Raw genomic sequence first — 26,354 nt, forward strand, 5'->3', positions numbered from 1 at the left:
CGGGACTACAAACCTTATCCCCCGAACATTTGTCATTTTTTAACCTTATTTTTCTTAGTTTTCTTAGTTTTCGCCTGATGTTCCGGATTGTTCGCCGCACGCCACTTTTTGTAGCCCTTAAACGGAATGATCGTGTAGGACTCGTCAGTCTTCTGAATCTTCTTGAATTCATCCAGCTTCGCCTGAAGGCGCTGCGCCTCTTCCGGATGCTCGGTGATGGAAGAAAGTTTTTCGCTGTATCGGCTTCCATTGCTCGAAACGGGAATATCGTACAGTTTGCCATCCTCATGCAGACGGAAGCGCTTATCGCGGACAAAATAGAATCCGCCCTCCCAGGCGATATACACATAGTCACGATCTTCACCGGGTTTCCCGAAAAAGTTGTGCGAGAGATCCATCCCATTGACGTCTGCCGTCATGGACAGACCGGTCAACCCGGCCAGCGTTGGAAAGACATCCGCCAGGGTCATGAACTGATCGCGAGTGCCGACAGGGATTTTCCTGGGCCAACGGGCGATAAACGGAATGCGATAACCGGACTCGATCAGACTCAGCTTGCCGCCCCGGACGGTCAGGTCGCCGAGCTGACTGAGAATAGCATTGGGAGATCCATTGTCGGCGGTAAAAATAACGAGTGTATTGTCGGTCAGCCCCAGCGCATCCAGTTTATCGAGAATCCGGCCCACCAGCATATCCATATAGGAGACCATCAGGGCGTACTTTTTATTATCGTCACCTGCAGACTCCGGAAAGAAATGCTTCACACCCTCTTTCTCCGGTGGGTTATGAAAGTTTTTATGAACCAGCACCATCGGATAGTACGCGAGGAAGGGCCCCTCTTTATTCTGCTCGATAAAATTCAAAATATAATCGCAGAAGAGATTCGGCCCGTATTCGCCCTTACGGACTTGCAGCTCTCCATGGTCGATCACACCGGGATTAAAGTAGTTGCTGTAGTCGACGCCCTTATAATATTTGGCCCACATGAATGATTCTGCAAACCCATGCGACTGAGGATGCTCAGGGTAACGGTCAAAGTCCCCTATATGCCACTTGCCCGTAATTCCCGTTTTGTAGCCGTTCTCCTGAAAGAGATCGCCGAAGGTGGGAATATGTCCCGGAAGGCAGTTTGGCGTCCCGGCACCCAACCGCTCCAGAATTCCAGAGCGGTTGGAATACAAACCGCTCACAATCATCGCCCGGCTCGGCGAACATGAAGGCGTTCCATAGGCATTTTCGAAACGAGCTCCCTGACTGGCCAAACGGTCCAGATTGGGCGTTGAGAAACTGGTGCTGCCGTAACAGCCCAGCGTTTCCGCTCCCAGGTCATCGACCATAATGACCACGACATTGGGTTTTTCGGCAACAGCACAACTCATCGTCAGTATAATGCACGCAAAGGTATGTAGTCCCGCCTTCAGGCGGCTACAAAGGAACGGCTCTGCGGACAAACCGCCTAAAGGCGGGACTACAAACTTTTTCGACCACCCTGTTTTCATGATTTTTTCTTCCTGTTTTTCTTTTTCGACTTTGGTGCGTCTCCGTCGCTGCTGCCGGTACTTTTCTTGCTCTTGTTTTTGGGATTCAGGTGTTCTGACGGCGGCGGGTTTTGGTAGAGTTCCACCAGCTTTTCAGGGATCTCTAAACCGATGGCCTCTTCGAAGCTGATTTCCGGGCGGTATCCGAACAGCCCTTTAAAATCGGCATTCTTTAATCCCCAGTAGGAGGGATAAAACTGGCCGAACGTATCGAGCCAGTTCACAAAGGTCACAAACTCGCCCTGACTCAACGCCACCCCTTTATGAACATCGGCCAGCTTCTTGATCCGCGCGGCGTCTTCCGCGGTATTCAGCGGCATGATTTTCCCGCCGCTCAGGATCGGCACCAATACGCTGGTATGCGACCCGGAGTAATAGGATCCTCGGTATTCAACACCGTACGTCTTATACACCTCGCTGACGCTTAACCGCTCCCCGGCGCGGGCGTTCTCTTCGTCCATCGGACCGCCCATCAATGATTCGTAGGAAACCGTGTATAATGGGGTTGGTTCAGCCGTCAAACTCATCCCATTCTTCGGACTGTCTGCGCCATGGCACGAAACACAGTGCTGGTCGAGGATCGGTTGAATCTGCGTCATATAATCAATCACCTTCTGAGCAGATGCATCACCGGGCTGGGCCTGAGGTTTTGACGGGGCGCGCCGCAGGGCCAGAGGAGAAGTGAAGCCGGAACCTGCCTGCGGAACCGTATTTTGAGTTTCATGACAACCGAGGCAGCTTCTGGTTTCGCCGGGCATATAGTTCACATAGGTGCGCTCGGTCTGCACCATCATGTAGTTTTCATCCAATGCCTGGAAATGAATATTGCGCCCGGCCGGGACTTCAAAACAGGCGGATCCATCCTCTTCAACCGGCACAACTCCATACTGTACCTTCACCCCGAGACGCCCGTGTCCGATAATGGTATTCGAACCATTTCCGGCATCTCCATGCCAGAGCGTATGAGCGGCCCAAGGCCTCGGCACCTGCTCAAGAATGCGCAGATGTTTGACCGTGCCACGCGCTACACCTTCGAGTCCGACATACACATCGGTCACAATACAGACCGCTTTATTTTCTTTCGCAAGCTGGCTGTTGAGCGAAGAACTCAAAACCGGCGGTTTTTCGCGGGGAATCAGAGGATAAGGATGCCAGCAGGAAATATCCTTGGTCTGATAAAGCGGCGTACCTTCCCCCTTCTCATTGAGCAGGACCAAATCAAATGCGTTCGGGTGGCTCCACTCATAGCCCTTGGGTTTGTGCGATACAATAAACAGCTCTTCAGAAATCGGGTACGGATCTTTAAACAGTCGCCCGGGACGTCCCGTCCGCTCACTGATCATCCATTCCCCATCCACCAGAAAATCGAAACCATTATGCGTTCGGGCACCAATATCCTTTGTAATATACGTGAGAGGTTCCAGGGAGCGAATATCCTTGGAGCTGTCGATGACGACAATCGATCCAAGGGCGTTGTTAGGACAACAATGAGTGCAGGCCAATGCAACCATTTTGTGCGGCGCCCCCGGAATGGTACGTCCATAAATCAGTGTGTTGGGAACCGTCAGTGTATTTCCGTAGATTTCAACCGAACCGGTTCCATCAGGACGCACGGCCCAGAGGCACTTGGCCTTAACCTGCGATTTATCATTATATTCCCAGCGGTGGTATAAAATGCGCCCGTCCGGCATCAGGGTTGGGCAGGCTTCGCTGACCACGCTGTTGCTCAGCGGACGGATGCCGGAACCGTCTGCATTCATTCGATACAGCACCTTCGTGGTAAACCTATCCGGTTGATCACACAACACGCCACTTTTGATGCGGGTTGAAACAAAGGCGAACCCGCCATCGGGCAGATAGCACGGATGCAGATCATCCGTTGTTAAGTGAGATGTCACCCCGTTGTATTTCTCTGCATAGCCAGCCTCTTCTACCGCAGGGAACGTTATCTGCCGCAGGCCGGTTCCATCCACGTTTACTTCATAAATCCGGTACCCCGCCTCCTTGCTTTTCTTGTAGTCGAAAACAATCTTCTTCGCATCAAACGACACATCAAACCGGTTGAACACACCGCCGCTCAGCTCGGGCACCACTTCTCGAACATTCCCCGTTTCCAGATTAAGAACGCAAAGGTTTCCACCCGGCTTCCATTTACTGTTGAGATATTCCGTATAGTAGTGATTCGAATCAAACGTATGCCGCTTGATAAATACGACTTCACGAATCCCTTGACTCAGCAGCTGCTTCGCAGCTGCAGGATTAAACGCGTCCGTTAACGGCACAGCATCGGGATCCGGTATGAGCGCGGTTGTGGACTTCGCTCCATAAGCCGATCCCGCGATAAACAGAATGGCCGCAATCCAACCATTCGCAGGAGTAAACATCCTTTTAAGCTTCGTTTTCATGCAGCCCCTCAATGTTTTACTATTCCGACGCGACTCAGCCTGCCCCGCACCGCGGAGCATGACGAAAACGTGTCATTAAAGAGGTACTCCAACAGACCGCAGAAATTGCCCGCCTAAAAAAAGAAAACTTCAGCGAGACCGTGCCCCGAATCACCCATCGATCACAGCCGGCTGTTTTGGAAGAGCTCTCTGATTTCAGATTCACTCAAGGCGGCTCCCAGAATGACAAAATCATCGAAACGTCCGTTAAAGCTGCGGATACGTTTTGAACCCTCGCCTTGTGTGTTCCAATTACCGATTTGTGCATTCCCGATGGCAATCGGGACACATTGCTCCAGGACAACTTCAGCAATTAATTCACCATTGCGGTAATGCCGAACCCGGCTCTGTTCTCCATCATAAACTGCGGCCAGATGCATCCATCGCCCGAAATCGGCAGGTTGCATTTCAAATTTCACTTTAGAAGCCTTTCGCATAAGATTAGGCAATCCCTGAACCGCGAACTGAATCTGCCCATCGTTCAAAAGCTGCCAATGCACCCCGCCGAGCCGTTTGCGGCCTTCGCTAAGCAGCAGTGAATTGAAATAGTTATCAAAGCCATCCACCCGGACCCATGTCGCCAGCGTCACGGACTCATAGGTTTCCGAAACCCGGATACGAACCCGGTCCCCCGGCCCTTTAAAATCCAGGGCACCATTGCCTGCCCAGCGTCCTTCACTCCATTTTGCGCCGATAACACTTCCATCCAACTCAGGAACCTGATGCTCTGAAAGATTGAGCAACCGCCGAGGCTGAACGGGATTCCGCTCAAAATCATACAGCGCCACCAAACGGGGATCATCAATCAATCGGCCCTTCATTTTAGCCCAGTTTTCCAGTCCCGCATCCAAGCGGCTCTGTATCCGCTGATCAAATTCCTGTGGGCTCAAAAAAGCCTCGCTCTCGGATTTAACGACGGAAAATTCAGCCCCGCTCTCGACCAATCGGCTCTCGCCCTTGTTGATTTCCAACCCGAACCGTTCCGCAGTATTCGCTTCGGGCTCGTACACTTCGACTTTGCCATCGAAAACCTGAACATGGGTTCCCTCGCCGGATCCGACATCCATACCAAACGAAGTCCCCAGATCGACCAGCTTGACGTCTGCACTGGCGATCGTAAATCCATGAGCATGCGTCGGCACATCAGCGCGCAGCTTACCTCGGTGCAGAATCCCCGCATTTTCAGATACGATCTCCAGATCGACAGGACCTTCCAGAATCACGGATGCGCCGCTGTAAAACTCGATTTCGGCCAAACCCACGTTGAGCGTCAGACGCCCCGGCGGCAGCGAATCGCCGGCGTGAACATCCGTCGTCCCCCACTGCGCATCCAACGCACGGGTCAACACCGCGACGCCATGATCGCGGGCCTCTTCTAGCGGAGCAGCAGATGGGTTCAGCCACACGTAAGCAAATCCTGACAGCAAAGCCACAATCATCGCGGCCATGGCCAGCAGCTCACGCCGCATGCGACGAACCACCTTGATCTGTTTGCAATTCGCCGAAGCCGCCAAAGAAGGGGAATTCGCCATCGAAGCATTTGCGCGCAATCCGCTCTCCAGACTGCGGTATTCCAGCAGCAGACGCCGCAATTCCGGGCTCGCGCGCAATGCTTGCTCCAGCTCCGCAAATTCCTCGTCACTCAGATTCTCCGAGCAATAGCCGTTCACTAATTGAATATGCCGCTCGTTCATGCCAGTTCCCTCAAATGTTCTTCGGATACCGTTAAACGGACACAACGCTGGAGATTCTTCCGGACCCGGGCCAGTGCTTTGTAAACACCGGTCGGCGTGCGCCCGGCAAGCGTCGCGGCGGCTTTGATCGAAACCCCCTCCGAATAGACCGTATTGACCAATTCCTGCTGGACGGGTTCCAATTTCTTCACGCACCGGCGGAGCGCTTCTTCCCGCGCCGACTGACCGGAGCAGATCTTCTCGCTCTCGGTCGCCAACAGTTCAAAGACATCCTCGCTGAAAACCAGCCGGTCCGTTGCCCGTTTGCGTCGGTATTTCAACACCTCGTAGCGGGCAATAATAAATGCCCAGCTCAAAAAACTGGAGTCCGGCCGGTTGGCGTCAAACTGGTCGAATTTACGCCACATGACCAGACTCGATGCCTGCATCACCTCGTCTACGCCCTCCCAGTTCGGCAGCAGCGAAGCCACATAGGCACGCACGTTCCGTTCGTACTGCGTAAACAGCTGAACGAACGCCTCTTGGTCTGAATTTGAATGTTTCTGATCGGTCATACTATCAGGATACTCCATGAGCCGCCGAAAATTGCCCGCCGAAATATAAAAAAGTTGCCTCTTCAACCAGACGTTGATCAATTATCGCTCTTTTTTCAATTCAGCGAGCAGGCTGAGCCACAGCCCGACCTGCTCGTTTATTTCCCAAGGAAATGAGTGTTCACGCAGGAGTCCGAATGCCGTACGGCTGAACCGGCATGCACGTTTGCCTCTTCCGTTAAAATCACACCCTCAGGACCGCCATACTGCCAATGCCGACTCTTTACTTCGGCCAAGCAGACAAACTGCCCCGGCGCAGCCCTCATCATTTTTTCTTTTTGGATTTGTCTTTTTTGCCTTTGGTCTGAGAAATGAGCGGCTCCCCTTCCGGATGGTTGGCTTTGTATTCTTCCGGCGACATCCAGGCGATGGACTTCCACCAACCGGTGTCGTTCGATGCCTTCGGCCCGGGCGTTGTGCGTCCGTTGCATACAATGTCGGTTGTTTTCGCCTGAAGGGCTTCAGCAACTTCAGGATATTTGCTGATCAGATTGTTCTTTTCCCCGATATCCGCATCGAGATCATACAGTTCGCCCTTTTTCTGTCCGGGCAGCACCAGCTTCCATTTGCCATCGGTGATCGCACATTGCCCGCCCCGGTTGTTGTAGGCAATCAACGGGAGGTGCTCGAAGCTCGACTCCGCGTTAAACAGTATATCGGCGATACTCTGGCTGTCCTCAGCCGTGTTTTCCGGTAGCTTCGTCCCAATGATTTCCGCGACGGTGGCCATAAAGTCAGGCTGTTGAACCGGTTTATCCCAAACGCGGCCGGCCTGAATTTTTGCGGGCCAGCGAATGGCGAAGGGAACGCGATGTCCGCCTTCGTAGTGCGAGCGTTTTCCATCCCGCAAAACACCGCTGCTGTCGTGGCCAAACTCCGGAATACGTTCTTTCCAGGTGTGCTCCGGACCGTTGTCGCTGGAGAAAAGGACCAGCGTGTTTTCGGCCAGACCGGATTCATCCAGATAATCCAGAATCCGCCCAACATGGTGATCCGTCTCGATACAAAAGTCGCCATAGCCGGAACAACCGCTTTTCCCGATAAACGGTTCGGTTGGAGCCACCGGCTCGTGCGGCGAAGTGAGGGCATAATAAACAAAAAACGGTTTGCCGTTTTTCACGTCCGCTTCTTTGCCCTGCATCCACTCAATCGCTTTGTCCGTAAAACGGTTCAGGCATTCCGAGTCCTCCCAATCCGGCGCCGCTTCATTCTTAAAACGGGTCGTCTGAATGGTTTCCTTCGGCTGATCATCCAGATCTTCGTAAAAGGGTTGATTGATGCGCCAACGCGGCCCCAGGTCGCCGTTTAATTTATGATAGGTCAACAGCGTCGGCTCGGCAGCTCCCGGAGCCAATCCGCGGTTTTCAAACCAAGCGCAGATGGTTTTCGGCGAGGTGGGGATGCCGAACCAATAATCGAACCCGCGATCGACCGGCCCCTCAAGAATCGGCTTTGACCAGTCATAGTTCCGGAACGATCCAGGCAGGATCATCCCGAGGTGCCACTTTCCGATGCAGGCTGTGTTGTATCCCTCATCTTTCAGCATTTGAGGTAAGGTAAGGCGGTCTTCCGCAATCAGACTCTCTTCATTCGCGTTGCCAACCCCGGTTTTCAGTTTTGTACGCCATGAATAACGGCCCGTCAGCAACGCGTAGCGCGACGGCGTGCAGGCGGTTCCGCCGGAGTGTCCGTGGGTAAAGTTAATTCCTTCCTTCGCCAGACGGTCCATATTCGGCGTCTGGAATTTGGACTCCGGATTCAACAGACTCATGTCTCCGTAGCCTTGATCATCCGTGTAGATGATCACGATATTCGGTTTTGATACAGGAGCGGCTTTTGCGCAACAAATGCAGGCAGCAGCCCCAACAACAAACAAGGTACTTTTAATCTTCATATTTATCGCCCCGTAGGCAGCTGACGTTCGAGTTCGCCATCGACTGTTATCTTAAAAGCCAATGCAACCTGATTCGGCAGCTTGGCGGGATGCCAGATCGTCAATTCTTCATCCGACCGCTCGAATTTCACAGGACCATGGCCCAGCAGCTCGATCGACTTGATGGTGTTCTTGGATCCCACTTGCGTTTCATTGCGCAGCGTCTTGATGTAGGTCTTGCCGTGGTAATCAGGAATTTTCATCTGGATCGCATAGAGCGTGTCGGAGGAGCCGGTGGTGAACCGAATATCGGTATGGTCAAATTTATCTACGTTCGGCCCCATGCTTTTACTTTTTTCAACCGGGTGCCCGATGTCCCAGCGCTGCTTTGTCCAATACGTAAAGTTTTCCTTATTCGTCATGTGGCCTTCCCCATGAATTTTCCAGGGGCGGGTTCCGTGAATCGCTTCACCATTCTGCTTCAGCCAGGCACCGGTGCCTTTAAGCTGGGCAACGAGTTCCGGGTCGAAGGAGCCGTCTGGACGAACATTCAGCGACAGCAGCAAACCACCGCCTTGAGCAGTCACGTGCGTTAAACGACGGATGATGTGCTCCGGCGTCTTGTACCGGATACCGTGCCACCACGACCAGTTGGGGCCGATACTGGATGTGATGTCATCCTCGAAAGGCCAGGCAAGATCCTCAGGACGATCTCGGCCGCGCTCATATCCGTAAATACCAAGGCCCTCGCCGAACTGCGCCCATTTATTATGAACCACCACGCCTTTATTGGCCTCCAGGCCCATATTGAAATAGGTCGACAGGATTTCCCAAGGGGTATCCTTTGCACCGCCCCCATCAAACCAAAGGGTATCCGGCTGATACTTATTGATAAACTCCGTGGTAATCGCCAGTCGGCGTTCAGCAAATGTATCCTGCCCGAGCCACCATAAATATTTTTGATTCTCCGGCAAGGTCAGGTCTGCACCATGCAGGGAATCAAACTTTTTACAGCGATTATAATAACCGTTCCAAAATCCTTTGGTACGGGCATGGTGAAAGGTTGCGAGCGTCTTGATATCGCGTTTTTCAAACTCGGTGAAGAGCTCTCCCACGATGTCTCTCTTGGCTCCGAGCTTGCCTGCGCAATAGGGCGTCACCTCACTGTCCCAAAGCAGATAGCCATCATGATGCACCACAGCCATTCCTGCATATTTTGCACCCGATTCGGCTACTAAGTCGGCCCACGATGCCGGGTCAAACTTCTCCACCTTGAAGTCACGGCACAAATCCAGATAGCCATGTCCTTCACTCATCGGCCCGTAGTGCGCTTCAAACGCTTTGCGGCGCGGTTCGTCCGGTGATTCGTCGTACATCCCCCGGTAACCGACAATGTAATAATTGCCGACATCCGGATAGGTCTGGTTTTCCTCCCACACACCAATCTCCGAATACGGGCCCCAATGGGCGTAGATCCCGAACTTGGCATCCAAGGCCCAATCAGGGATCTCATGCTGCATGATGGATTCCTGCGTGGCCTCATATTTGTCAACGGCCTGTGCAGCACCGACGCAAACCGTCAGCGACAGGATCGATAGCAATAATTTAGTTTGAATATGCATCATGTTCTCCTTTTTAAAATTTCTGATCGCCACTTTATCCCGCCGTAATTCTCGAAGGTGGAAACTCACAACCCAAAGGGTTCCGATGTTTGGAACAACTGCCCCCTTGTTTCTTAATGCTTCTTTTTCTTGGAACTTTTTTTAGGTGAAGCCGCCGCGTACTCTTTTTTCAATGCTTCAAACTCTTCGAGAACAGGAAGCCCCTTAAGCACCTTTTCCATGGAGGATCGGTTGTCTCTGCTGGTCTTCGTGACCCCCTTGTTATGCTTGAAGCCTTCCTGAGTCACATTTTCAATCACCGGCAACCAGCTTCCCTGCGTTCCGTCACTGACCACCCCGATAGACGGTCCCCGGACCCGCTTCTGCTTGCGGTCTGGTTTATCAACCCGAATCAGTTTCAGATATTCCTTCGGAACGCTGCTAATGGATTTGGTTGAGATGCATGCATTGGTTCCAAAGATGGCATGAATGTTTTTAACCGTACTACCATCGGCGAAACAGCCGCGCTTAATATCGGGATTGCTCTTATTTTTTTCTTCAACAAAACCCGGACCCATCGTGACGGCCCATGAACAGCTTTTAACCGTCACCCCATCAATCATGACCAACCCATTCTGAGAAGTATGCGGCCCCATAAGCACGGCTTGGGCTCCATTTTCACAATAGATATTTTTAGCGGTAATATCATGAATTCCGCCGTGCTCACCCCCACCGCCGGTTTCCAGGCGGAATGCAGGGCCGCCCCCGATCGACGACAGGTTTTCAAAGTCAATCCGTCGGCCTGCGTGCATCTGGAGCAGGCCATATCCCGGGCTGGAGTCGGTACAGAGCAAATTTCCCACCCAGCCATCGGTCGGAACCATAACATCCGTATTTGTCATCCCATTTTTGTTTTTGGCTGAAGTGAAAGAAAGGGCGCAATAGGTGGTGTAGCTGTCCTTAATGGTCATGTCGGAAATCAGGAAATTTTTAACCCGTCGGCAATTAACCGTTCGGATCGATTCGCCAGCAATACTCCCGCGATTGGAATAATCAACAATGAACGGGCCGTCCACTCCGCGAATACTGACATTCTCGATGTGTTCCAGGTCACCGTTCAGAGAGAACAGCTGAGTTTTTGTATTGGCCGGCCACCAGGGTTTAATGACCGTGTCCTTTTCGATCATCAGGTGAACATCGGATTTCATCGTGATACCCGTAAAGGAATACGTCCCTTTCGGAAGGATGAGACGACCGCCGCCCTTTTTGGATACGGCATCAATGGCTTCCTGAAGCTTTTCGCTCTGATCGCTTTTTGCATTATCGTCCACCATCCCGAAATCCTTCTTTAGGTTTTTCGTCAATCCGTTTGGATCCATGGTTTCTTTGTAGGCGGCGTTTACCGAGGGGATTACTGCAAGCATGGCCAGTATGATGAGGATTCTTTTCATAGGTATAATTCCGTAATTGATGAGGTGCATATTCCGTTATTTCTTCTTTTTCTTTTCCGACTTTTTCTTCGTGTCCATTGCTTTTCCCGAAACCTGTTCCGAGCTTGACACTGATCTATGATTTTCAGGAATCTCTCCGAGCACTGGGTAGCCCTTGAGAATTTCCCGATAGTTCGCCCGCGGTTCTTTTTTCCCGACCACTATGCCATCGTTATATTTAAATCCTTCGCTGGTGACGTTTTTGATAACGGGCGTCCAGCTATCGCCGGTTAAATCTTTTACGACATACATGGAAGGACCTCTCAGACGATTGTTCCCGGTTTTTCCCCACCGCAGATCGTCCAGGTATTCCTTCGGCACATTGCCAATCCCTTTCAGTGAGATCGGTGCGTTTGTCCCGAAAATTACATGAACATTCTTCACCGTGGAGCCGTCAGCGAACCGGCCCGGTTTATAATTGGGATTATCCAGATTTCTCTTTTCAACAAATCCAGGCCCCATGGTGACCCCGGTCGCACAGCTGTTCGCTGTGACGCCGTCAATCACAACCATTCCGTTTTGAGATTTATGCGGGCCCATCAGCACCGCGGAAAGACCGTTCTCACAATAGATATTTTTCGCGGTAATATTATCGATTCCGCCGTTTTCCCCGCCACCGCCGGTCTCCAACCGGAAGCAGACTCCGCCGCCGCTGGTCCACAGATTTTCAAAATGGATCGTGTCGCCGGCGTGCATTTGAAGCAGGCCGTACCCCGAACTTGAATCGGTGCTCTTCAGATTTTTAACCAGTCCGTCAGTCGGTCGGAAAACCTCCCATTCCCGGGCATCGTCAGCCTTCGAGGGCGTGAAATTCACCGAACAATATTTGGTCCAGCTGTCTTTGATCAGAATATCGGAGAGCAGAAAGTTTTTCACTTGCCGGCAATTGATCGCCCGGCAACCTTCGTTCGGGTCGCGCTCACGGTCGGAATAATCGACAATGAAACTACCACCCATCCCCCGGATGCTGACATTCTCGATATGGCCCTTGTCCATGCTTTTCGTAGATAAGGTGAAAATGCCCGCCTTGGTTCCTTTCGGCCAATACGGCTTGATTACCGTATCTTTCTCAATCAACAGATGCACATTGGAGTTCAGAAAAACGCCCGCAAATTTATACGTCCCTTTCGGCATGATCAAACGTCCACCGCCCTTGGCGGAAACGTCATCAATCGCCTTCTGCAGCAGTTCGCTCTGATTGCTTTTGGCATTGTTGTCCACCAGTCCGAAATCCTTTTGCAGATTCCACTGCTTTCCGTTTTCCTGCATGGTTTCTACATATTCCGCCTGACTTGCGGAGGTGCAAGCCAGCACCGCTATAATCCAAAGTATAGTTCTCATATCGTTCTCTTTCTGTAGTTCAGACTCTATTTCCAAGGTTTGGAAAATCCGCTTCGGCTATTTTTTCTTTTTCTTGCTGCCGGCGGCCTTCTTTTTTTGCTCAGCAGCCAGGTTCTTCATGGCTTTTTTATCACCAAGTTCATCGGCACCCGGAAGCTGTTTAGCAAACTTCCAACGGTCTGCGCCCTTCGCGGCGTTGGGGTCCGGATACACGATCCCTCTATTATATTTGAATCCTTCATCGGTCACGTTTTCGACACTCAGTTTATAGGCGTCGTTTTGAATGCCATAGCTCACAACGCCGCAGGAGGGTCCGGTAAAATAGACGGAGCCGGGAAGCACTTTGAGATCTTTCAGGTATTCCTCCGGGGTTGTGGATGCCGATTTCTTTGAAATCTGCGCTGTTTTCCCGAAGATCGCATGGACGTTTTTAACATAGCTCTTGTTGCCGAAAACCCCCGGCTTTGCATCCGGGTTGTTTGCGATGTCTTTTTTCGAGGGAGGGCCGCCACCACCGATTGATACGGCCCACTGACTGCTGATGGCTTTGACCCCATCAATATACACATTGCCGTTTTGTACGGCGTGGGGATAAAACACGACGGCCATGGCGCCGTTTTCGTTAATGATGTTTTTCCCGTAGACTTCATGCACCCCGGCATATGGACCGCCCGCGCCGGTTTCGAAGCGCAGGGTCACGCCGCCGCGGGAATAGAGGTTTTCAAAAAGGACATTTTTCGCGCCGTGCGCCTGAACCAATCCATACCCATGGCTGGAGTCAAATGCGCTGCAATCGCGAACGGTTCCGTCGGTCGGACGGAATACGTCCCACTTGTTCGCCCCCTTATCTTTCGCAACGGTAAAAGTCATAGCGCTGTAGGGAGTAAAGCTGTCCAGAATATCGGCATCCGCAACCAGGAAGTTTCGAACCTTTCCGAAACGAATGAAGCGCGGACCGGCTTCCAGTCCCGCCGTGGAATAGTCGATGGTATATCGGCCGCTCACACCACGGATACTGACATTTTCAACAAACTTTTCTTTGGCTTTATCGTCGATACTGAACATGCCGGATTTTGTGCCAGGAGTAATCGTCGGCTTCATGACCGTTCCGGCTTCGATCAAAATATGAACGTTCGACTTAATTACGACCGCGTTGAACAGATACGTTCCTTTCGGGATGGTAAGGTTGCCGCCGCCCTTTGCAGAAAGTTCATCAATGGCTTTCTGTAATTTTGCACTCTGGTCGCTCTGGGCATTGTCGTCCACCAAACCGTAGTCAGTCTTCAGGTTTCTGGACAATCCCTTTGGATTCATGACCTCCCTGTATTCCGCCCATGAGGTGGAGAAACAGAAACCGGCCAACAACAGTACGATTATTTTCTTCATGTCTATTCCCAGGTTAATAACGCTATCTGCACGCAACGACACCAACGAAAACGAGAGGGTCTTCTCAAGGCGATTTGTTATTACCTAGGTACAAGCCGAACACGGCAAACGAAACAGCGACGGGAATATATTCACGCTGGTTCTTTGCATTGTTTCGTGGAGCCGAATAGCTCAGCGGCTGAACATTGCAGACCTCCTGAGCCAATTGACTACAAGATCTTGTAGTGCAAGTTAACGATGGTCTTTAGACAAAGACACCGCATTAATGAAAGTGTACGCAACGTAATGACACCAGAGACAGCATCACGCAAGCCTCACTTGATCAGTTTTTGATCTCCACGTAATAGGCTCCGCTCTGGACCTTGCCCATTGAATCGAGGAAATCGGCTTCCAACTGGTTCAATCCAGACGGTTCTACCCCTGATTAAAGGTGTGGACGGCATCAATCATGGCCACGATGTTTTCAGTCGGCGTATTGGCCTGGACGTTATGGATGGCATCGAAAACAAACCCGCCGTTACGGGAAAAGATTTCGCAGCGTTCGAGCACCTGAGCGGAAACTTCTTCGGGCGTGCCGAACGGAAGCGTATGCTGGGTATCGACGCCGCCGCCCCAGAACACCAATTTTTCGCCGTAGCGGTCCTTGAGCGTCTGCGGATCCATCCCGGTGGCCGAACACTGCACCGGATTGATGATATCGAAGCCGGATTCGATGAAGAGGCTCATAAAGTTTTCAACCGCACCGCAGCAATGCTTGAAGGTTTTCCAGCTTGTATTGGCATGGATCCATTCATTCATCTTTTTATAATATGGGTGCCATAGTTCAGTATAGGTATCCGGAGAACAGAACGTGCCGGTCTGGGTGCCGAAGTCGGTGCCGCAGATGAAGATCACATCCATCAGGTCACCCGTCGCTTCGGATATCTTTTCCATGTTCGCAATCGCTATTTCGGTCTGGCGGGTAAAAACTTCGTGAATGTAATCTTGGCGAATTGCCGTGGATACATACCATTCCTCGATATCGCGAATGCCTTTGGGCGCTTTGAGGAAGGGAGCTGGAACAAGCGCGATATCGCCGAGCGCGGTTCCGATGCCGCCGCTCACGACGGCACGACCGGTCGCAGCGGCACGTTCTGCAGCCGCCTTGAGCTTCGCCACCTCTTCGTCGGTCAGCGGATTGAACTCTTCGAGATTGTCTTCCGGATTCAGATTGTCTTCATCGATTTCCGGCTGGCGGATAATGGTGTCGAAAAAGAAACTCGCGGTCGGCATGTGGGCGGACGGGCCAATCGAGGTGTCGCCCTCAGGATAGACGTAGATCCCCTTTTCGTCGTCCGTAATGTTGAATTTGCCAGGCACCAGCACATCCTGCCCCCACGGCGTGATCCAAGGCTTCCAGTCTTCTGGCGGGAAACCGAAGAACGTGGAGAGCGGATCCATGCCGACGGTGTCCACGCCTATGGAGGCAATGAGATCTTCTTCGAGCAGGCCAAGCATCTGGTATGGCTCATGAACTTTCACAGGGCGCTTATCGAGCCCATAATGGTCGCACAACGCGGCCACGGTTGAGCAGTGCATGCCCGTCACAGCGGTGGAGCCCAGATCGATCGGAACGGGGCCGGATTGATGGTTCAATGCTTTGAGTGTTTTTTCGCGTGATGTCATTGAAAATTCCTTCTTTTACTTAATCCACATTTTTCTGGTTTACTGTGAATACAAGTTACCGAAGCAACCAAAAGATGACCATACCCGCAGGTTGCCATGATATGTACATAATTCGCCTACTGGCGCATGCGCGTCATCAAATCAGTTGGCAACGGATTTTTCATTGACGGCAGCTTTCCCGAGCGCAACTGCGCGCGAAAGCTCGGCGGCGAACAGCCATAGGCCAGCGAAAAGCGGCGGGAAAAATAGAGCGGATTGTCAAAACCGCAACGCTCCGCAATCTCCTGGATGCTGAGGTTGGTCCGCATCAACAGCGGACGCGAGGATTGCAGCTTCATCAGCGTATAGGTCTGCATCGGTGAATAGCCAAGGCTTCGGGAAAACAGGCGGCACAAATGCTTTGGAGTCACATTCGCTTGCGCCGCCAGCTCAGGGAGCGAAAGCGGGTGCATCGGGTCTTCTTCAACCAGGGAGTGCAGCAGAAGCAGAGCACGCCGAACCGGCTCGGGCCGCTCGCGTTCAAATGAAGCAAGTTCGATTCGGTGATCCTCGATGAACGTATCAATCAGAACCTCCACCAAACGGCAGTCCTTCGGTTCCGGCCGAGCCGCCGGCCAATCGTCATGCTCAAAAATATGCTGAAGAATATGAAGGAACAGACTCGCACAAACCGGACTTAACGCCGTTCTGCATCGAGGCCAATCTTCCGGTTTCGGCCAATCATTCGGATAACGCTCAATATCAAAGTGAAAAAAAGCGTGGCGGGTTATGATCTGCGAATCCCAAACGTAGGTTTCATGAAACCCGGGGCGGCCGAGAATAAAGCCGCCCGGAGGAACGGCATAGGTGGTATCATCGGAAACATAAGTAATCGTTCCCTCAATAGCATATACCAATTCATAATCAGACAGCACTCGAGGTCCGAGCGACTCCCCCGGCTGGAATACGACCTCACCGCCATGCAGATAGGCCAGCTCCAACCGGACCCCTTTTTCTGGCTGTATGGTTTCAGACATTGCATCGTCCTCTCAATGGCAATCAACATATACAGATTTCGCCCACTACACCCACATAAAGAAGCGCCGTTCCCATGGACAACATCTATTTGGCCCGGCACCCCTGCGTCAGTTCAGTCACCGCACACCAAACTGCTACGTGTCTCATGAGTATCTCTTCCTTTTAAAATGGTTCGTAGCAACGGCTTTAGTCCCCCCACCAGCTGCGCTGGATTTTTCATGAATTTGACTTCTGCAAAAAAATCGCGTTCCGTCCTTCGGCCGGTGAAGCGATACTACACCTTGTTTGGTGTAGTGACGTTTCACCTGAGCTTGCGAAGACACGAAGAGAGGCTGGTGCGAAGCGACGGCAGCGAAGCGGCAATAACGTCCTCTTCGGCAATGAAGTCTCAAACAAGCCGGAATAATTGAACCGCTACAAACGGGGCGTTCCTTAGCGAGCCCCTTTAAATGTTCAGTACCAATCACATGTAGCCGATTTTCACCACCCGCTTCGCTAGAGACACAGAGTTACGGAATTTATATATTTCTCTGCACCTCCGTGCCTCCGTGGTAGAAAACTACTGTGTAGCCGGGTTGATTCATGCTTTTGCCAGCACCCCGTTTAGTCCTGTGTACAACATGAAAGACAACAACGAAACAGGCAGCGGCATATTTGGCGTAAGAAGGGTTTTCCCCAAAGCGAAGCGCATCAAGTTAAAGGAGCTTTTTTGCGTTTAATTCATGTCGCCTCGACGAAGGAGTGGTTTCCCATATTTTTGGAACCCGGCTTAAACCATGCGTCGGCGGAAGAGCGTGCCCGCAGTGAAAAGGCAGAACAGGCCGATGAGCGCCATGGGCCAGTACTGCGACCAGAGCAGACTCACGGTGGCTCCTTCCAGAAAGACGCCGCGCAGAATGACGATGAAGTAACGCAACGGATTCAACAGGGTTAGCGCCTGCAGGATCTCGGGCATGTTGGCGATGGGGGTGGAAAATCCGGATAGGATGATCGCCGGCACAAAAAAGAGAAACGCGCCCAGTAGTCCCTGCTGTTGCGTGACCGCCAGCGACGAAATCATCAACCTCACCCCGATCGAAGAGAGCAGGAAGAGGAACAGCCCGAGGTACAGTGCCAACAGGCTTCCAAGCAGCGGAATCTTAAACCAGAAGACGATGATCAGAATACTTGCCGTGGCTTCCAACAGTCCAATAATGACCGCGGGGAGTGCTTTCCCTAACAAAATTTCAAACGGGCGCAGCGGGGTGACCAGTAGTTGGTCGAAGGTGCCGGCCTCGCGTTCTCGTGCGACCGAGAGCGCCGTGATGAGCAATGTGACGAGCAGGGTGAGCAGTCCGACAATGCCGGGGACAATGAACCAGCGGCTGACCAGATTCGGGTTGTACCACGACCGCACCACCAAATGGGCCGGCAGCGGGCTTTCACCGTGGTCCTGCATCCAGTCGGTGTTGAATGATGAAACCATTGACTGCACGTAGTTCAGTACAAGCATGGCGCTGTTTGAATTCCGACCGTCCACATTCGCCTGAAGGTTCGCCGTCTGTCCCAGCGCCAGGTTACGGCTAAAATCGGACGGAATACGCAGCAGTAGCAGCGCCTCTTTATTATCGATCACCGGCGCGATCTGCGCATCGCCGTCGAGCTGTGCAACGCACTCAAAGGTGTCTGAGTGTTCAAAATGCGCGAGCAGTTCGCGCGAGGCCGCGCCGTGATCCTCGTTGAACACCGCATAGCGGATATGATTCATATCGAAGGTAGCGGCATAGCCGAACACCATCAGCTGAATCAGCGGCGGCGCGATCAGCACCAACCGGCTTTTCTTGTCTTTGAGCACGGCCAGGAGCTCTTTAACGATCAGGGCTTTAAGATGGTTCCACATATCAGTTTTTACTCCAACCGTTTGCTCATGCGCCGCCGGGCGATTCCCAGAAAGAAGGCGCAGAACACAATCAGCGCCAGTGAGTTGAGCCCAATGACCTTCCAGACGTTCCCCGCCAGAAAGACCGTTTGAAGAATCGAAACATAATAACGCGCCGGCAACAGATAGGTAACAACCTGCACCGCCGGCGGCATGCTGTTAATATCAAAAATAAAGCCGGACAGCATGAAGGCCGGAAGGAACGATACAATGATCGCAATCTGTCCGGCGACAAACTGATTGCGGGCGACGGTCGAAATGGTCAGCCCCATCCCCAGCGAGGCAATTAGAAACAGGGAGGAGCTGATGAACAGAACCGGCAGCGAACCGTGCAGCGGAACACCGAACAGCCAGACGGCCATGCCGACGGAGAGTGCCAGACCGCCGATGCCGAGCACAAAATAGGGCAGCAGCTTGCCGAGCAGAATTTCCTTGGCCGTGACCGGTGTGACCAGGAGTGCTTCCATGGTGCCGCGCTCCCATTCGCGGGCGATGACCATGGCCGTTAGCAACGCGCCGATCAGGGTCATGATGACGGCGATCAATCCGGGAACCAGAAAATTCTGGCTGCGCAGTTCGGCGTTAAACCAGACACGCTGCTGGAGTTGCACCGGAAGGTTTAGTTCGCCGGCCTGTTCGGCGGCGCGCTGCTGAAGCCACGACAACCACGCGCCTTTAACATAACCTTCAATGATATGTGCTGTGTTGGCATCAACGCCGTTAATGATCACCCCGATGGGTGCGTTGGCGCCGGACAGCAGCTTTTCTTCAAAATCGTTGCGCAGCCAGACGATCCCGTCCACCTCATGCGTAATCAGCGCTTGTTCGGCCTCCTGAATGGTTCCGAAGCGGTGTGGCGATAAATATTCCGACTGCTCGAACGACCCGGCAAATGCCGCCGCTTCAGGGGACGAGCTTTCGATAACAATCCCCAACGGGACGTGCTTGGCATCCAGCGAAATACCGTAGCCAAACAGCAGCAGCAGCAGAATCGGCAGCACGAAGGCGATCGCGATGCTCGACGGGTCACGGACGATCTGTCGGGCTTCTTTACGGATCATTCCGCGCAGGCGCATTCGGGCGGCTTGCTGAGCCGGATCAGGATTTCGCAGGAACCGCATCGGATCTCCTTCCGGTTTCATGTTCTTCAATCAGATAGACGAACGCGTCTTCCATGGTGGGATCCGGCAGTTGATCGGACTGAACGCGGGCGCGTAATTCGTCCGGCGTACCCTCGGCCAGAATGTCGCCCTTGGCCATAATGACCAGCCGGTCGCAATATTCGGCTTCCTCCATAAAATGGGTGGTAACGAGAATGGTCACGCCTTCTTCGGCCAGCGCGGCGATGCGCTGCCAAAACTCGCGACGCGCCAGCGGGTCGACGCCGGAGGTCGGTTCATCGAGAAAAAGAATTTGGGGGCGGTGCATCAGCGCGGCCGCCATCGCCAGCCGCTGTTTATAGCCGAGCGGAAGTTTCTGGCTGGTGCTGTTGGCGTACGGTTTGAGTTCGAATTCCTGCAAGGCCCAATCAATTTGCGCGCGCTGATCGCTGCCGCGCAGGCCGTATGCGCTGCTGAAGAACCGCAGGTTTTCGAGGACGGAGAGATCGCCGTAGAGCGAAAATTTCTGCGCCATATATCCGATCCGTGCACGGGCTTTGGCCGGGGCGTGGCCCAGATCGAGCCCGGCGACGCGCAGGTGCCCGTCGGTAGCGGGCAGCAGACCGCATAGCATGCGGAAGGTGGTGGATTTACCAGCACCGTTGGCCCCAAGCAGCCCAAACACTTCGCCGGCTTTCACTTTAAAGCTGACGTCTTTGACCGCGGAGAATGAACCGAAGCGCTTGGTGACCTGATCGACGATAATAACCTCTTCGTCGTCGGTCCCGGACGGCACAGCGCGGGCGAGCGAAACTTCCGGCAGCGCAGGCTGCCCGTCGATTTCGCGGAGCAGACTGATAAAGCTGTCTTCAAAGCGGGGCTCCACCGGTTCGATCCGGATACCGGCCGGCAGGGCGGCGGGATCCGGCTGCACGTCGGCTTCCATGACGATCCGCACACCGGTGCGCTGGATGGTGGAATCGATGACGCCGGACGAGCGGGCGAGCCGGCTTTGCAGCGACCGCTTATTCATGCCGGGCAAGGTGGCTTGAAAACTTCTTCCCGCCATTTTTTGGCTGAATTCCGCAGGCAAACTCTGTCCGAGCAATTCGCCTTTATGCAGCAGAATGACTTCGTTGCAGCGTTCTGCTTCGTCCAAATAGGCCGTGCTCAGCAGTGCGGTCATATTTTCTTCGCGAACCAGGCGGTAAATGATCGCCCACAGTTCGCGACGCGAAACCGGATCGACCCCGACCGTCGGCTCGTCCAGCAGCAACAGCTGCGGCGGACGCACCAGTACACAGGCGAGCCCCAGTTTTTGTTTCATGCCGCCGGACAGTTTTCCCGCCAGCCGTTGGGTGAATGGCGCGAGCCCGGTCAGGTGGGTGAGCGCCGCGTAGCGCGCTTGGCGCTCCGCATCCGGCAGCCCCTGCAGATCGGCGTAGAGATCGAGATTTTCCTGAACCGTCAGATCTTCATACAGCCCGAACCGCTGCGGCATGTAGCCGATCACCTGCTGCACCTTCAGCGGGTCCTGGATCGCATCGATGCCGAGTACGGAAATGGCGCCGCTGTCGGGCACCAGCAGTCCGGCGATCAGTCGCATCAGCGTGGTTTTGCCCGCGCCGTCCGGCCCGATCAATCCGGTAACCGTCCCTTTGCGGATGTTCAGACGGACATCATTCAACGCCGGAACGCCCGCAAACCGTTTGGTTACGCCGCTCAGTTCAAGGACGGACATGGTTTGTCCTCCAGTGTGGAACCGGAGATGAGCTGTACGGTGGCGGGCATGCCCAACCGCAGTTCGTTTTCCGGATTCTTCACATAAACCCGGATCTGATACACCAGCCGGGTGCGCAGATCGGTGGTTTCCACCTGCTTCGGCGTAAACTCCGCCGCCGGCGAAATCGTTCCGACCCAGCCTTCATACACCTTGTCGGGAAAGCTGTCCGTCCGGATTTCGGCCTTCATGCCTTCGAATACTTTGCCCAGATCGGGTTCCGGAACGTAGGCGCGCACCCAGACCGGATTGTTCAGCGCCAACGTGTACACCGGCCGCTGCGGTGACGCCATATCGCCCGGTTCGAGAATGCGGTTCTGGACGATGCTGTCGGCGGGGGCGTAAAGCTTGCTGTCGGCCAATTCCTGCTGCGCCAGGTTCAGCGAAGCACCATATATATTCAGCTGCGCCTGCGCCGCGGCGACATCCTCTTTGCGCGGACCTTGCTCCGCCAGCGTGGCAGACTGCTGGGCCGCTTCCAGATTGGCGCGCGTCACATCGACCGCCGTGCGGGCGCTGTCGAGCTGCTGCTGCGACACATAATCGTCTTTCGCCAGAGCCTGCGCCCGCGTCTGTTTTTGCAGCGCATCCGTCAGGGCCGCATTGGCGCCGCGCACCTGCGCCTGCGCCTGAGCAATTTCTTCCGGCCGGCTTCCGGCCCGCATCCGCGCCACCACCTGCCGCTGCAGTTCAACCTGCGCCTGTGCTTTGGCCGTCGCCGCTTCATAGCGCGCGGCATCGAGTACGGCGATCAGTTGCCCGTTGGTCACGGATTCACCTTCGCGGACGAGCATTTGCTGAATGCGGCCGGTGCTGAAGAAGGCCGACTGAATCTGGCGGATATCCACGTTGCCGTAGTACGACAGCTTTCCGTCCCCTTCGTGCTCGTGTTTAAAAATCAGAACCCCGGCAATGAGGACCAGAATCAGCAGAACGGGGATGGCTTTGGGCAAAACTTTTTTGATATTCATTTTTGACTCCGGGATTCGGCACTAACGTTTAAAAGGGCATTGATCGCATTCACATCCTGTTCAGATAACACGCCTGCTGAAGCTTTGAGCTGCATGCGGGCCAGAACCTGACTGTAGAGCGCGAGGGTGTAATCCGATTCGGCATTAGCGTGCCGCTGTTCGCTGTCGAGGATCTCGACCACGGAGCGGCTGCCGATTTCATACCCCTTCTGCGTGGCCTTCAGCGCAGTGGTGGCCGATTCCAGCGCGCGGCGGGTGGCGGTCAGCTGCGCCGCGCTGTTTTCCAGATTCAAAAACGAGCGTTGCGTTTCCATTCGCACATGGTCTTGAAGAACTTCAAGTCCGTACTGACTGGCCTGGGCCAACGCCTTGGCCCGGGCGCGGGAGGCGCGAACAGCGCCGCCCTGAAACAGCGGCCAGACCACACTGACGCCGATCAGACTTTCGCGCCGTTCCATTTCAGGAATGAAAGACCCGTCCGAGTGCAAGTATTGCGCGTTCAGCGACAACACCGGCCAGCTTCCACGGGAAGCGGCAGAGATCGTGTAGCGGCTGGCCTGCAATTTCTGGCGAGCCTGTTCCAGCACCGGCTGACTGTTTTCGGCGGATTGAACCCAGTCCTCCATGCGGGCAGGAATCGGTCCTTGTGGTTCCAGCGTTTCCAGATCGGCCAGAGCATCGGCAGATTGATGCGTCAGCCGCTCCAATGCGCGGCGGGCAAGCTGCACGCCGTTGCGGGCACTGAGCCGTTCCGATTGCGCTCCATCCAGCCGGGCGCGCGCTTCTTCAACTGAAATGATATCGCCGGTGCCCTCACGGCGCTCGCTCTCGGCGCGATCGCTGATTTTCTGCAACAGCGTCAGCCGGCTGACAACGGTGCGCTCCAGTGCTTCGGCGCGCAGCACCGCGAAGTAGGCATCGGCGGTTTGAAGGATCAAATCCTGCTGAACGGCCAGCAGCCCGGCTTTAAAACTCTCCGCGATTGAGCGCGATGCCTGAAGCGTGGACCAAGCGGAGCCGTTGATCAGCGGTTGCGTCAGCGTGACACTGTAGCTCGACGGATTATAGGACTCGTCGATCGCCGAGGAGCTGAATCCGGTCAGGTCGAGATTGTTCTGGCTGATAGAACCTGCGGCGGTGAGCTGCGGTGCAAGCGCGGAGCGGGCGATGTCTTTGCCGAACTGTTCGGCTTCCCATCTTGCACGGGTCTGTGCAACCAGCGGGCTCGATGCCGCCGCTTGTTGGTAAGCCGTCCGTAAATCGGTTGTCTGCGCGTTCCCGGTTGCTGTCAGGACGACGAGTGCAACCGTTGCAAAAACGTTTACTGGGATTGGTTTATTTTTCATAGAAATCTTCGCTGTCTATCAATTGTTCCAGCAGGCATCGAACCTTGGCCAGGTCGGTGCCGGACGGTTCCAAAAGGTGCAGAATCCGCCAGAATTTAATTCCGTCCAGCGAAGCAAGGATCAGCCATGCGCGATCGTCAGACAACCCGTCGTCGCTCATTCCCTGGCGAACGGTTTGCAGAAACTGCCGCATGGGGCTCAACAGGTCTGCATTGCCGGCCACGGCCGCGAGCAGCGGTGCGGCCATCCGTTTCACCCGAAGTAAAAAGGGCCCGTTGTCATCCAGCATCAAATATAGCAGAGCGCGAGCATGACGGCCTTTCCCCGGGGACTCGTTGGCTAGCGCGGCAGCAAAGTGCTCCTCGGCCAGTCCGACAATCCGGGCAACCATGGCCTGTACGAGCGCTTCTTTCGATGCAAAGTGATAGAGCAATCCGCCTTTGCTGACCTTGGCTTGGGCGGCGACGGCATCCAGCGTCATGCGGGTCGCGCCGCGCTCCATCACAATGGTTTCCGCCGCATCCAGCAGCTTTTCCCGCGAATTTGTTATTCTTGTATGTTTCATATGCCTCATTATTTATACCGTCCGGACGGTACAGTCAACTATTTTTTTGATTCTCTTTTCAGGGGCAATGAATAAGGGGTTGGCGGCTTATTCAATGCGGGGAGCATTGGAGATGCAAAAACGGTCGGGAGCCCGTTGATTGCCACGAAAGAACGCATAAATAGCAAAGCAGATTTTCTGGATTTCCCTTTTGTGTTCTTTGCGCTCTCTCGTGGCCAACTTCTCCTGCTGGACGGGATGCACTCTGATCATCCGAGTTTATCCGTGTTCATCAGCGGTTATAATTGACATACAAGAAGGGAAGACGCGATGGAAGTTCCGGCTTAGACGGAATGCGGAGAGATAGGCTTTTCGTACAGAACCGCCTAAAGGCGAGACTACAAACGTTAATTTTCCTGGCATCGGAAGCGGTGCTCGTGCGGTAAAAACTCGGCAGAACCATTCCGGTGCGCCTCGAGGATTTTCCTGAAGCCTTATTTTTTGCTCACAGGGAGCATCTGCCGGAGGCTTTGTCCTGGCTCAAATTGACCCTGTACTATTTTTGCGTAGGAAAATTTCTCCTTGATCTCAACCAACTCAATCTGACCCGCCAAATAACCTTCCGTTTGACCCAAAACATCCCCGGTTTCGGGATCGATCAGCGTTTCGCCTGCATAATAGCCCTCATATATCATTCCAGCTATGAGACCACGATCTTCTCCGCCCGAAACAAGCACCCGATTATTTTCAACAATACGCACAATACGCGGGCTCCATTTTTGGTTCGCAATCACAAGATTGATTTCATCGAGGGCCTCCGCCATGAGTTTTTTACAGGCTTTGCCAAGAGGAGTGCGGTAAAAACTTCCACTGCCAAAGCCCACATTATCATTACTACCCTTCACATCTAAAGAGCTCGCATAAGCTTTGCCCTCAACTTGCTTTGAAGTAATGATTTCGCCCGTCTCAACCTCGATGATATAAAGCGTCACCGTGACAATCGCCATATGACTTCGTCCAGAGAAACCAATCTTACTGAAAAAAGCGGTCAGCCCCGTGCTCGCCACATAAGCAAAATCGGTTACCGATCCCTTCAGTAAATACTGCACATTATTGAGCCGCCCCAAATCGGACTTGCCTTCCTTGCGAAAAAGTTGGTTCTGCTGAATCTGTAATTCAGAGATAACCGCATCAATATCAAACCGAGTGACCACTTTGTAGCGTTGCGATTGCACCAATTCATCGATCAAGGTATCGCGGATCCCCTCGCCCACATTCCAACGCCAACGACATTGGCTTTTATCATTAAACTCCAAAACGGCCAAAGTAGGGATTTTTTTATCAATCACATGTTCGGGCAAACGCTTCGAGTTTGATTGGCAGGAAACCAATAAAAAGGACGTCAATAAAATGAAATACTGCAACACGCCATATCGTTCAGTTTTCATGAAGTGTTTTCCTCAATTAAATACCACCTACAAAATACCCGAAGTTTCAGAAACTAAAGCTTCCCACAATTCCGCCATTCTATAAACTTAAAATAAGGTCGCTCTGGAAATAGTATATACTAATGTGGCTTCGCAGCAGATTTATGAACCACGAAATACACGAACCACACGAAACAGATTCTCAGGACAGGTTTCGTGTATTTAGTGTATTTCGTGGTTAAACACCTTGTCCCAGAATGGTTTAAGAGTGCTCTGTTTAGGAACGAAAACTGGTAAGAAGTGAGAATGGAAGGAACTAAATAAATGGAGCGCTGTATGCCACAAAGAGGAAGAACGGGGTCTTCGTGCTTCCTGTGCCTCTTTGTGGCGTCGGGTGGTGAAAATTACAAGCCGGGGTCTTGGCCCCCGCCCTACTCGGCTATACCGATACCGCTATTTCTTCTTCCCCTTTTTCGGGGCAGCCTGGCGCTGGACCGCTCCCCATGACTTCTTAACAATTGCAGGACGCAGGGCATCCAATCCGGGCATGTGGACCATGGCCAGCGTCTCCATGCCCGCTGGACAGCGAGGACAGCCGTCTCTGCCGCACCGGCCGACACGTAACA

Annotated in this window: 18 protein-coding genes; all 18 read right to left on the reverse strand. The window is 53.4% G+C overall.

Features of this window, described 5'->3' with window-relative positions:
• Nucleotides 1-32: 32 nt before the first annotated feature.
• Nucleotides 33-1,499, reverse strand: a complete 1,467-nt coding sequence (locus SCARR_RS02965; RefSeq protein ID WP_136060029.1) for a sulfatase-like hydrolase/transferase — start codon at nucleotides 1,497-1,499, stop codon at nucleotides 33-35.
• A complete protein-coding gene (locus SCARR_RS02970) occupies nucleotides 1,496-3,943 on the reverse strand; it encodes an HzsA-related protein (protein ID WP_136060030.1) in 2,448 nt (815 codons plus the stop codon). The genes SCARR_RS02965 and SCARR_RS02970 overlap by 4 nt, the downstream gene beginning before the upstream one ends.
• Nucleotides 3,944-4,104: 161 nt before the next feature.
• Nucleotides 4,105-5,676, reverse strand: coding sequence for a LamG-like jellyroll fold domain-containing protein (locus SCARR_RS02975; RefSeq protein ID WP_136060031.1), 1,572 nt, complete (start codon nucleotides 5,674-5,676; stop codon nucleotides 4,105-4,107).
• Nucleotides 5,673-6,230: a sigma-70 family RNA polymerase sigma factor gene (locus tag SCARR_RS02980; RefSeq protein ID WP_168432941.1), complete on the reverse strand. Its 558-nt coding sequence runs from the start codon at nucleotides 6,228-6,230 to the stop codon at nucleotides 5,673-5,675. The genes SCARR_RS02975 and SCARR_RS02980 overlap by 4 nt, the downstream gene beginning before the upstream one ends.
• A 304-nt stretch (nucleotides 6,231-6,534) precedes the next feature.
• Complete coding sequence (locus SCARR_RS02985; protein WP_136060033.1) at nucleotides 6,535-8,163, reverse strand: sulfatase family protein; 1,629 nt, start codon at nucleotides 8,161-8,163, stop codon at nucleotides 6,535-6,537.
• Nucleotides 8,164-8,165: 2 nt separating this feature from the next.
• The gene (locus SCARR_RS02990; RefSeq protein ID WP_136060034.1) at nucleotides 8,166-9,767 is read right to left on the reverse strand and encodes an alpha-L-fucosidase; all 1,602 of its coding nucleotides are present in this window, start codon (nucleotides 9,765-9,767) and stop codon (nucleotides 8,166-8,168) included.
• Nucleotides 9,768-9,877: 110 nt separating this feature from the next.
• Entirely contained in the window at nucleotides 9,878-11,194 is a 1,317-nt protein-coding gene (locus SCARR_RS02995) for a glycoside hydrolase family protein (protein WP_136060035.1), read from the reverse strand.
• 36 nt (nucleotides 11,195-11,230) lie between these two features.
• On the reverse strand, nucleotides 11,231-12,574 hold the full coding sequence (locus SCARR_RS03000) for a glycoside hydrolase family protein (RefSeq protein ID WP_136060036.1): 1,344 nt from the start codon (nucleotides 12,572-12,574) through the stop codon (nucleotides 11,231-11,233).
• 57 nt (nucleotides 12,575-12,631) lie between these two features.
• Complete coding sequence (locus SCARR_RS03005; protein ID WP_136060037.1) at nucleotides 12,632-13,960, reverse strand: glycoside hydrolase family protein; 1,329 nt, start codon at nucleotides 13,958-13,960, stop codon at nucleotides 12,632-12,634.
• 414 nt (nucleotides 13,961-14,374) lie between these two features.
• Nucleotides 14,375-15,625, reverse strand: a complete 1,251-nt coding sequence (locus SCARR_RS03010; RefSeq protein WP_136060038.1) for a uroporphyrinogen decarboxylase family protein — start codon at nucleotides 15,623-15,625, stop codon at nucleotides 14,375-14,377.
• 116 nt (nucleotides 15,626-15,741) lie between these two features.
• The gene (locus SCARR_RS03015) at nucleotides 15,742-16,641 is read right to left on the reverse strand and encodes an AraC family transcriptional regulator (protein WP_136060039.1); all 900 of its coding nucleotides are present in this window, start codon (nucleotides 16,639-16,641) and stop codon (nucleotides 15,742-15,744) included.
• Nucleotides 16,642-17,411: 770 nt separating this feature from the next.
• Nucleotides 17,412-18,521, reverse strand: a complete 1,110-nt coding sequence (locus SCARR_RS03020; protein ID WP_136060040.1) for an ABC transporter permease — start codon at nucleotides 18,519-18,521, stop codon at nucleotides 17,412-17,414.
• Between the two features lie 8 nt (nucleotides 18,522-18,529).
• Nucleotides 18,530-19,681 carry an ABC transporter permease gene (locus tag SCARR_RS03025; RefSeq protein WP_222846158.1) on the reverse strand — a complete coding sequence of 384 codons (1,152 nt, stop codon included), beginning with the start codon at nucleotides 19,679-19,681 and terminating at the stop codon, nucleotides 18,530-18,532.
• Complete coding sequence (locus SCARR_RS03030) at nucleotides 19,659-21,401, reverse strand: ATP-binding cassette domain-containing protein (RefSeq protein ID WP_136060041.1); 1,743 nt, start codon at nucleotides 21,399-21,401, stop codon at nucleotides 19,659-19,661. Before SCARR_RS03030 ends, SCARR_RS03025 begins: the two co-directional genes overlap by 23 nt.
• A complete protein-coding gene (locus SCARR_RS03035; RefSeq protein WP_136060042.1) occupies nucleotides 21,383-22,411 on the reverse strand; it encodes an efflux RND transporter periplasmic adaptor subunit in 1,029 nt (342 codons plus the stop codon). Before SCARR_RS03035 ends, SCARR_RS03030 begins: the two co-directional genes overlap by 19 nt.
• Nucleotides 22,408-23,757, reverse strand: a complete 1,350-nt coding sequence (locus SCARR_RS03040) for a TolC family outer membrane protein (protein ID WP_136060043.1) — start codon at nucleotides 23,755-23,757, stop codon at nucleotides 22,408-22,410. The genes SCARR_RS03035 and SCARR_RS03040 overlap by 4 nt, the downstream gene beginning before the upstream one ends.
• Nucleotides 23,747-24,322: a TetR/AcrR family transcriptional regulator gene (locus SCARR_RS03045; protein ID WP_136060044.1), complete on the reverse strand. Its 576-nt coding sequence runs from the start codon at nucleotides 24,320-24,322 to the stop codon at nucleotides 23,747-23,749. The genes SCARR_RS03040 and SCARR_RS03045 overlap by 11 nt, the downstream gene beginning before the upstream one ends.
• Before the next feature lie 473 nt (nucleotides 24,323-24,795).
• Nucleotides 24,796-25,749, reverse strand: coding sequence for a CsgG/HfaB family protein (locus tag SCARR_RS03050; RefSeq protein ID WP_136060045.1), 954 nt, complete (start codon nucleotides 25,747-25,749; stop codon nucleotides 24,796-24,798).
• Nucleotides 25,750-26,354: the final 605 nt, after the last annotated feature.

Origin of the sequence: Pontiella sulfatireligans (assembly GCF_900890705.1) — a bacterium.
Lineage (GTDB): Bacteria > Verrucomicrobiota > Kiritimatiellia > Kiritimatiellales > Pontiellaceae > Pontiella > Pontiella sulfatireligans.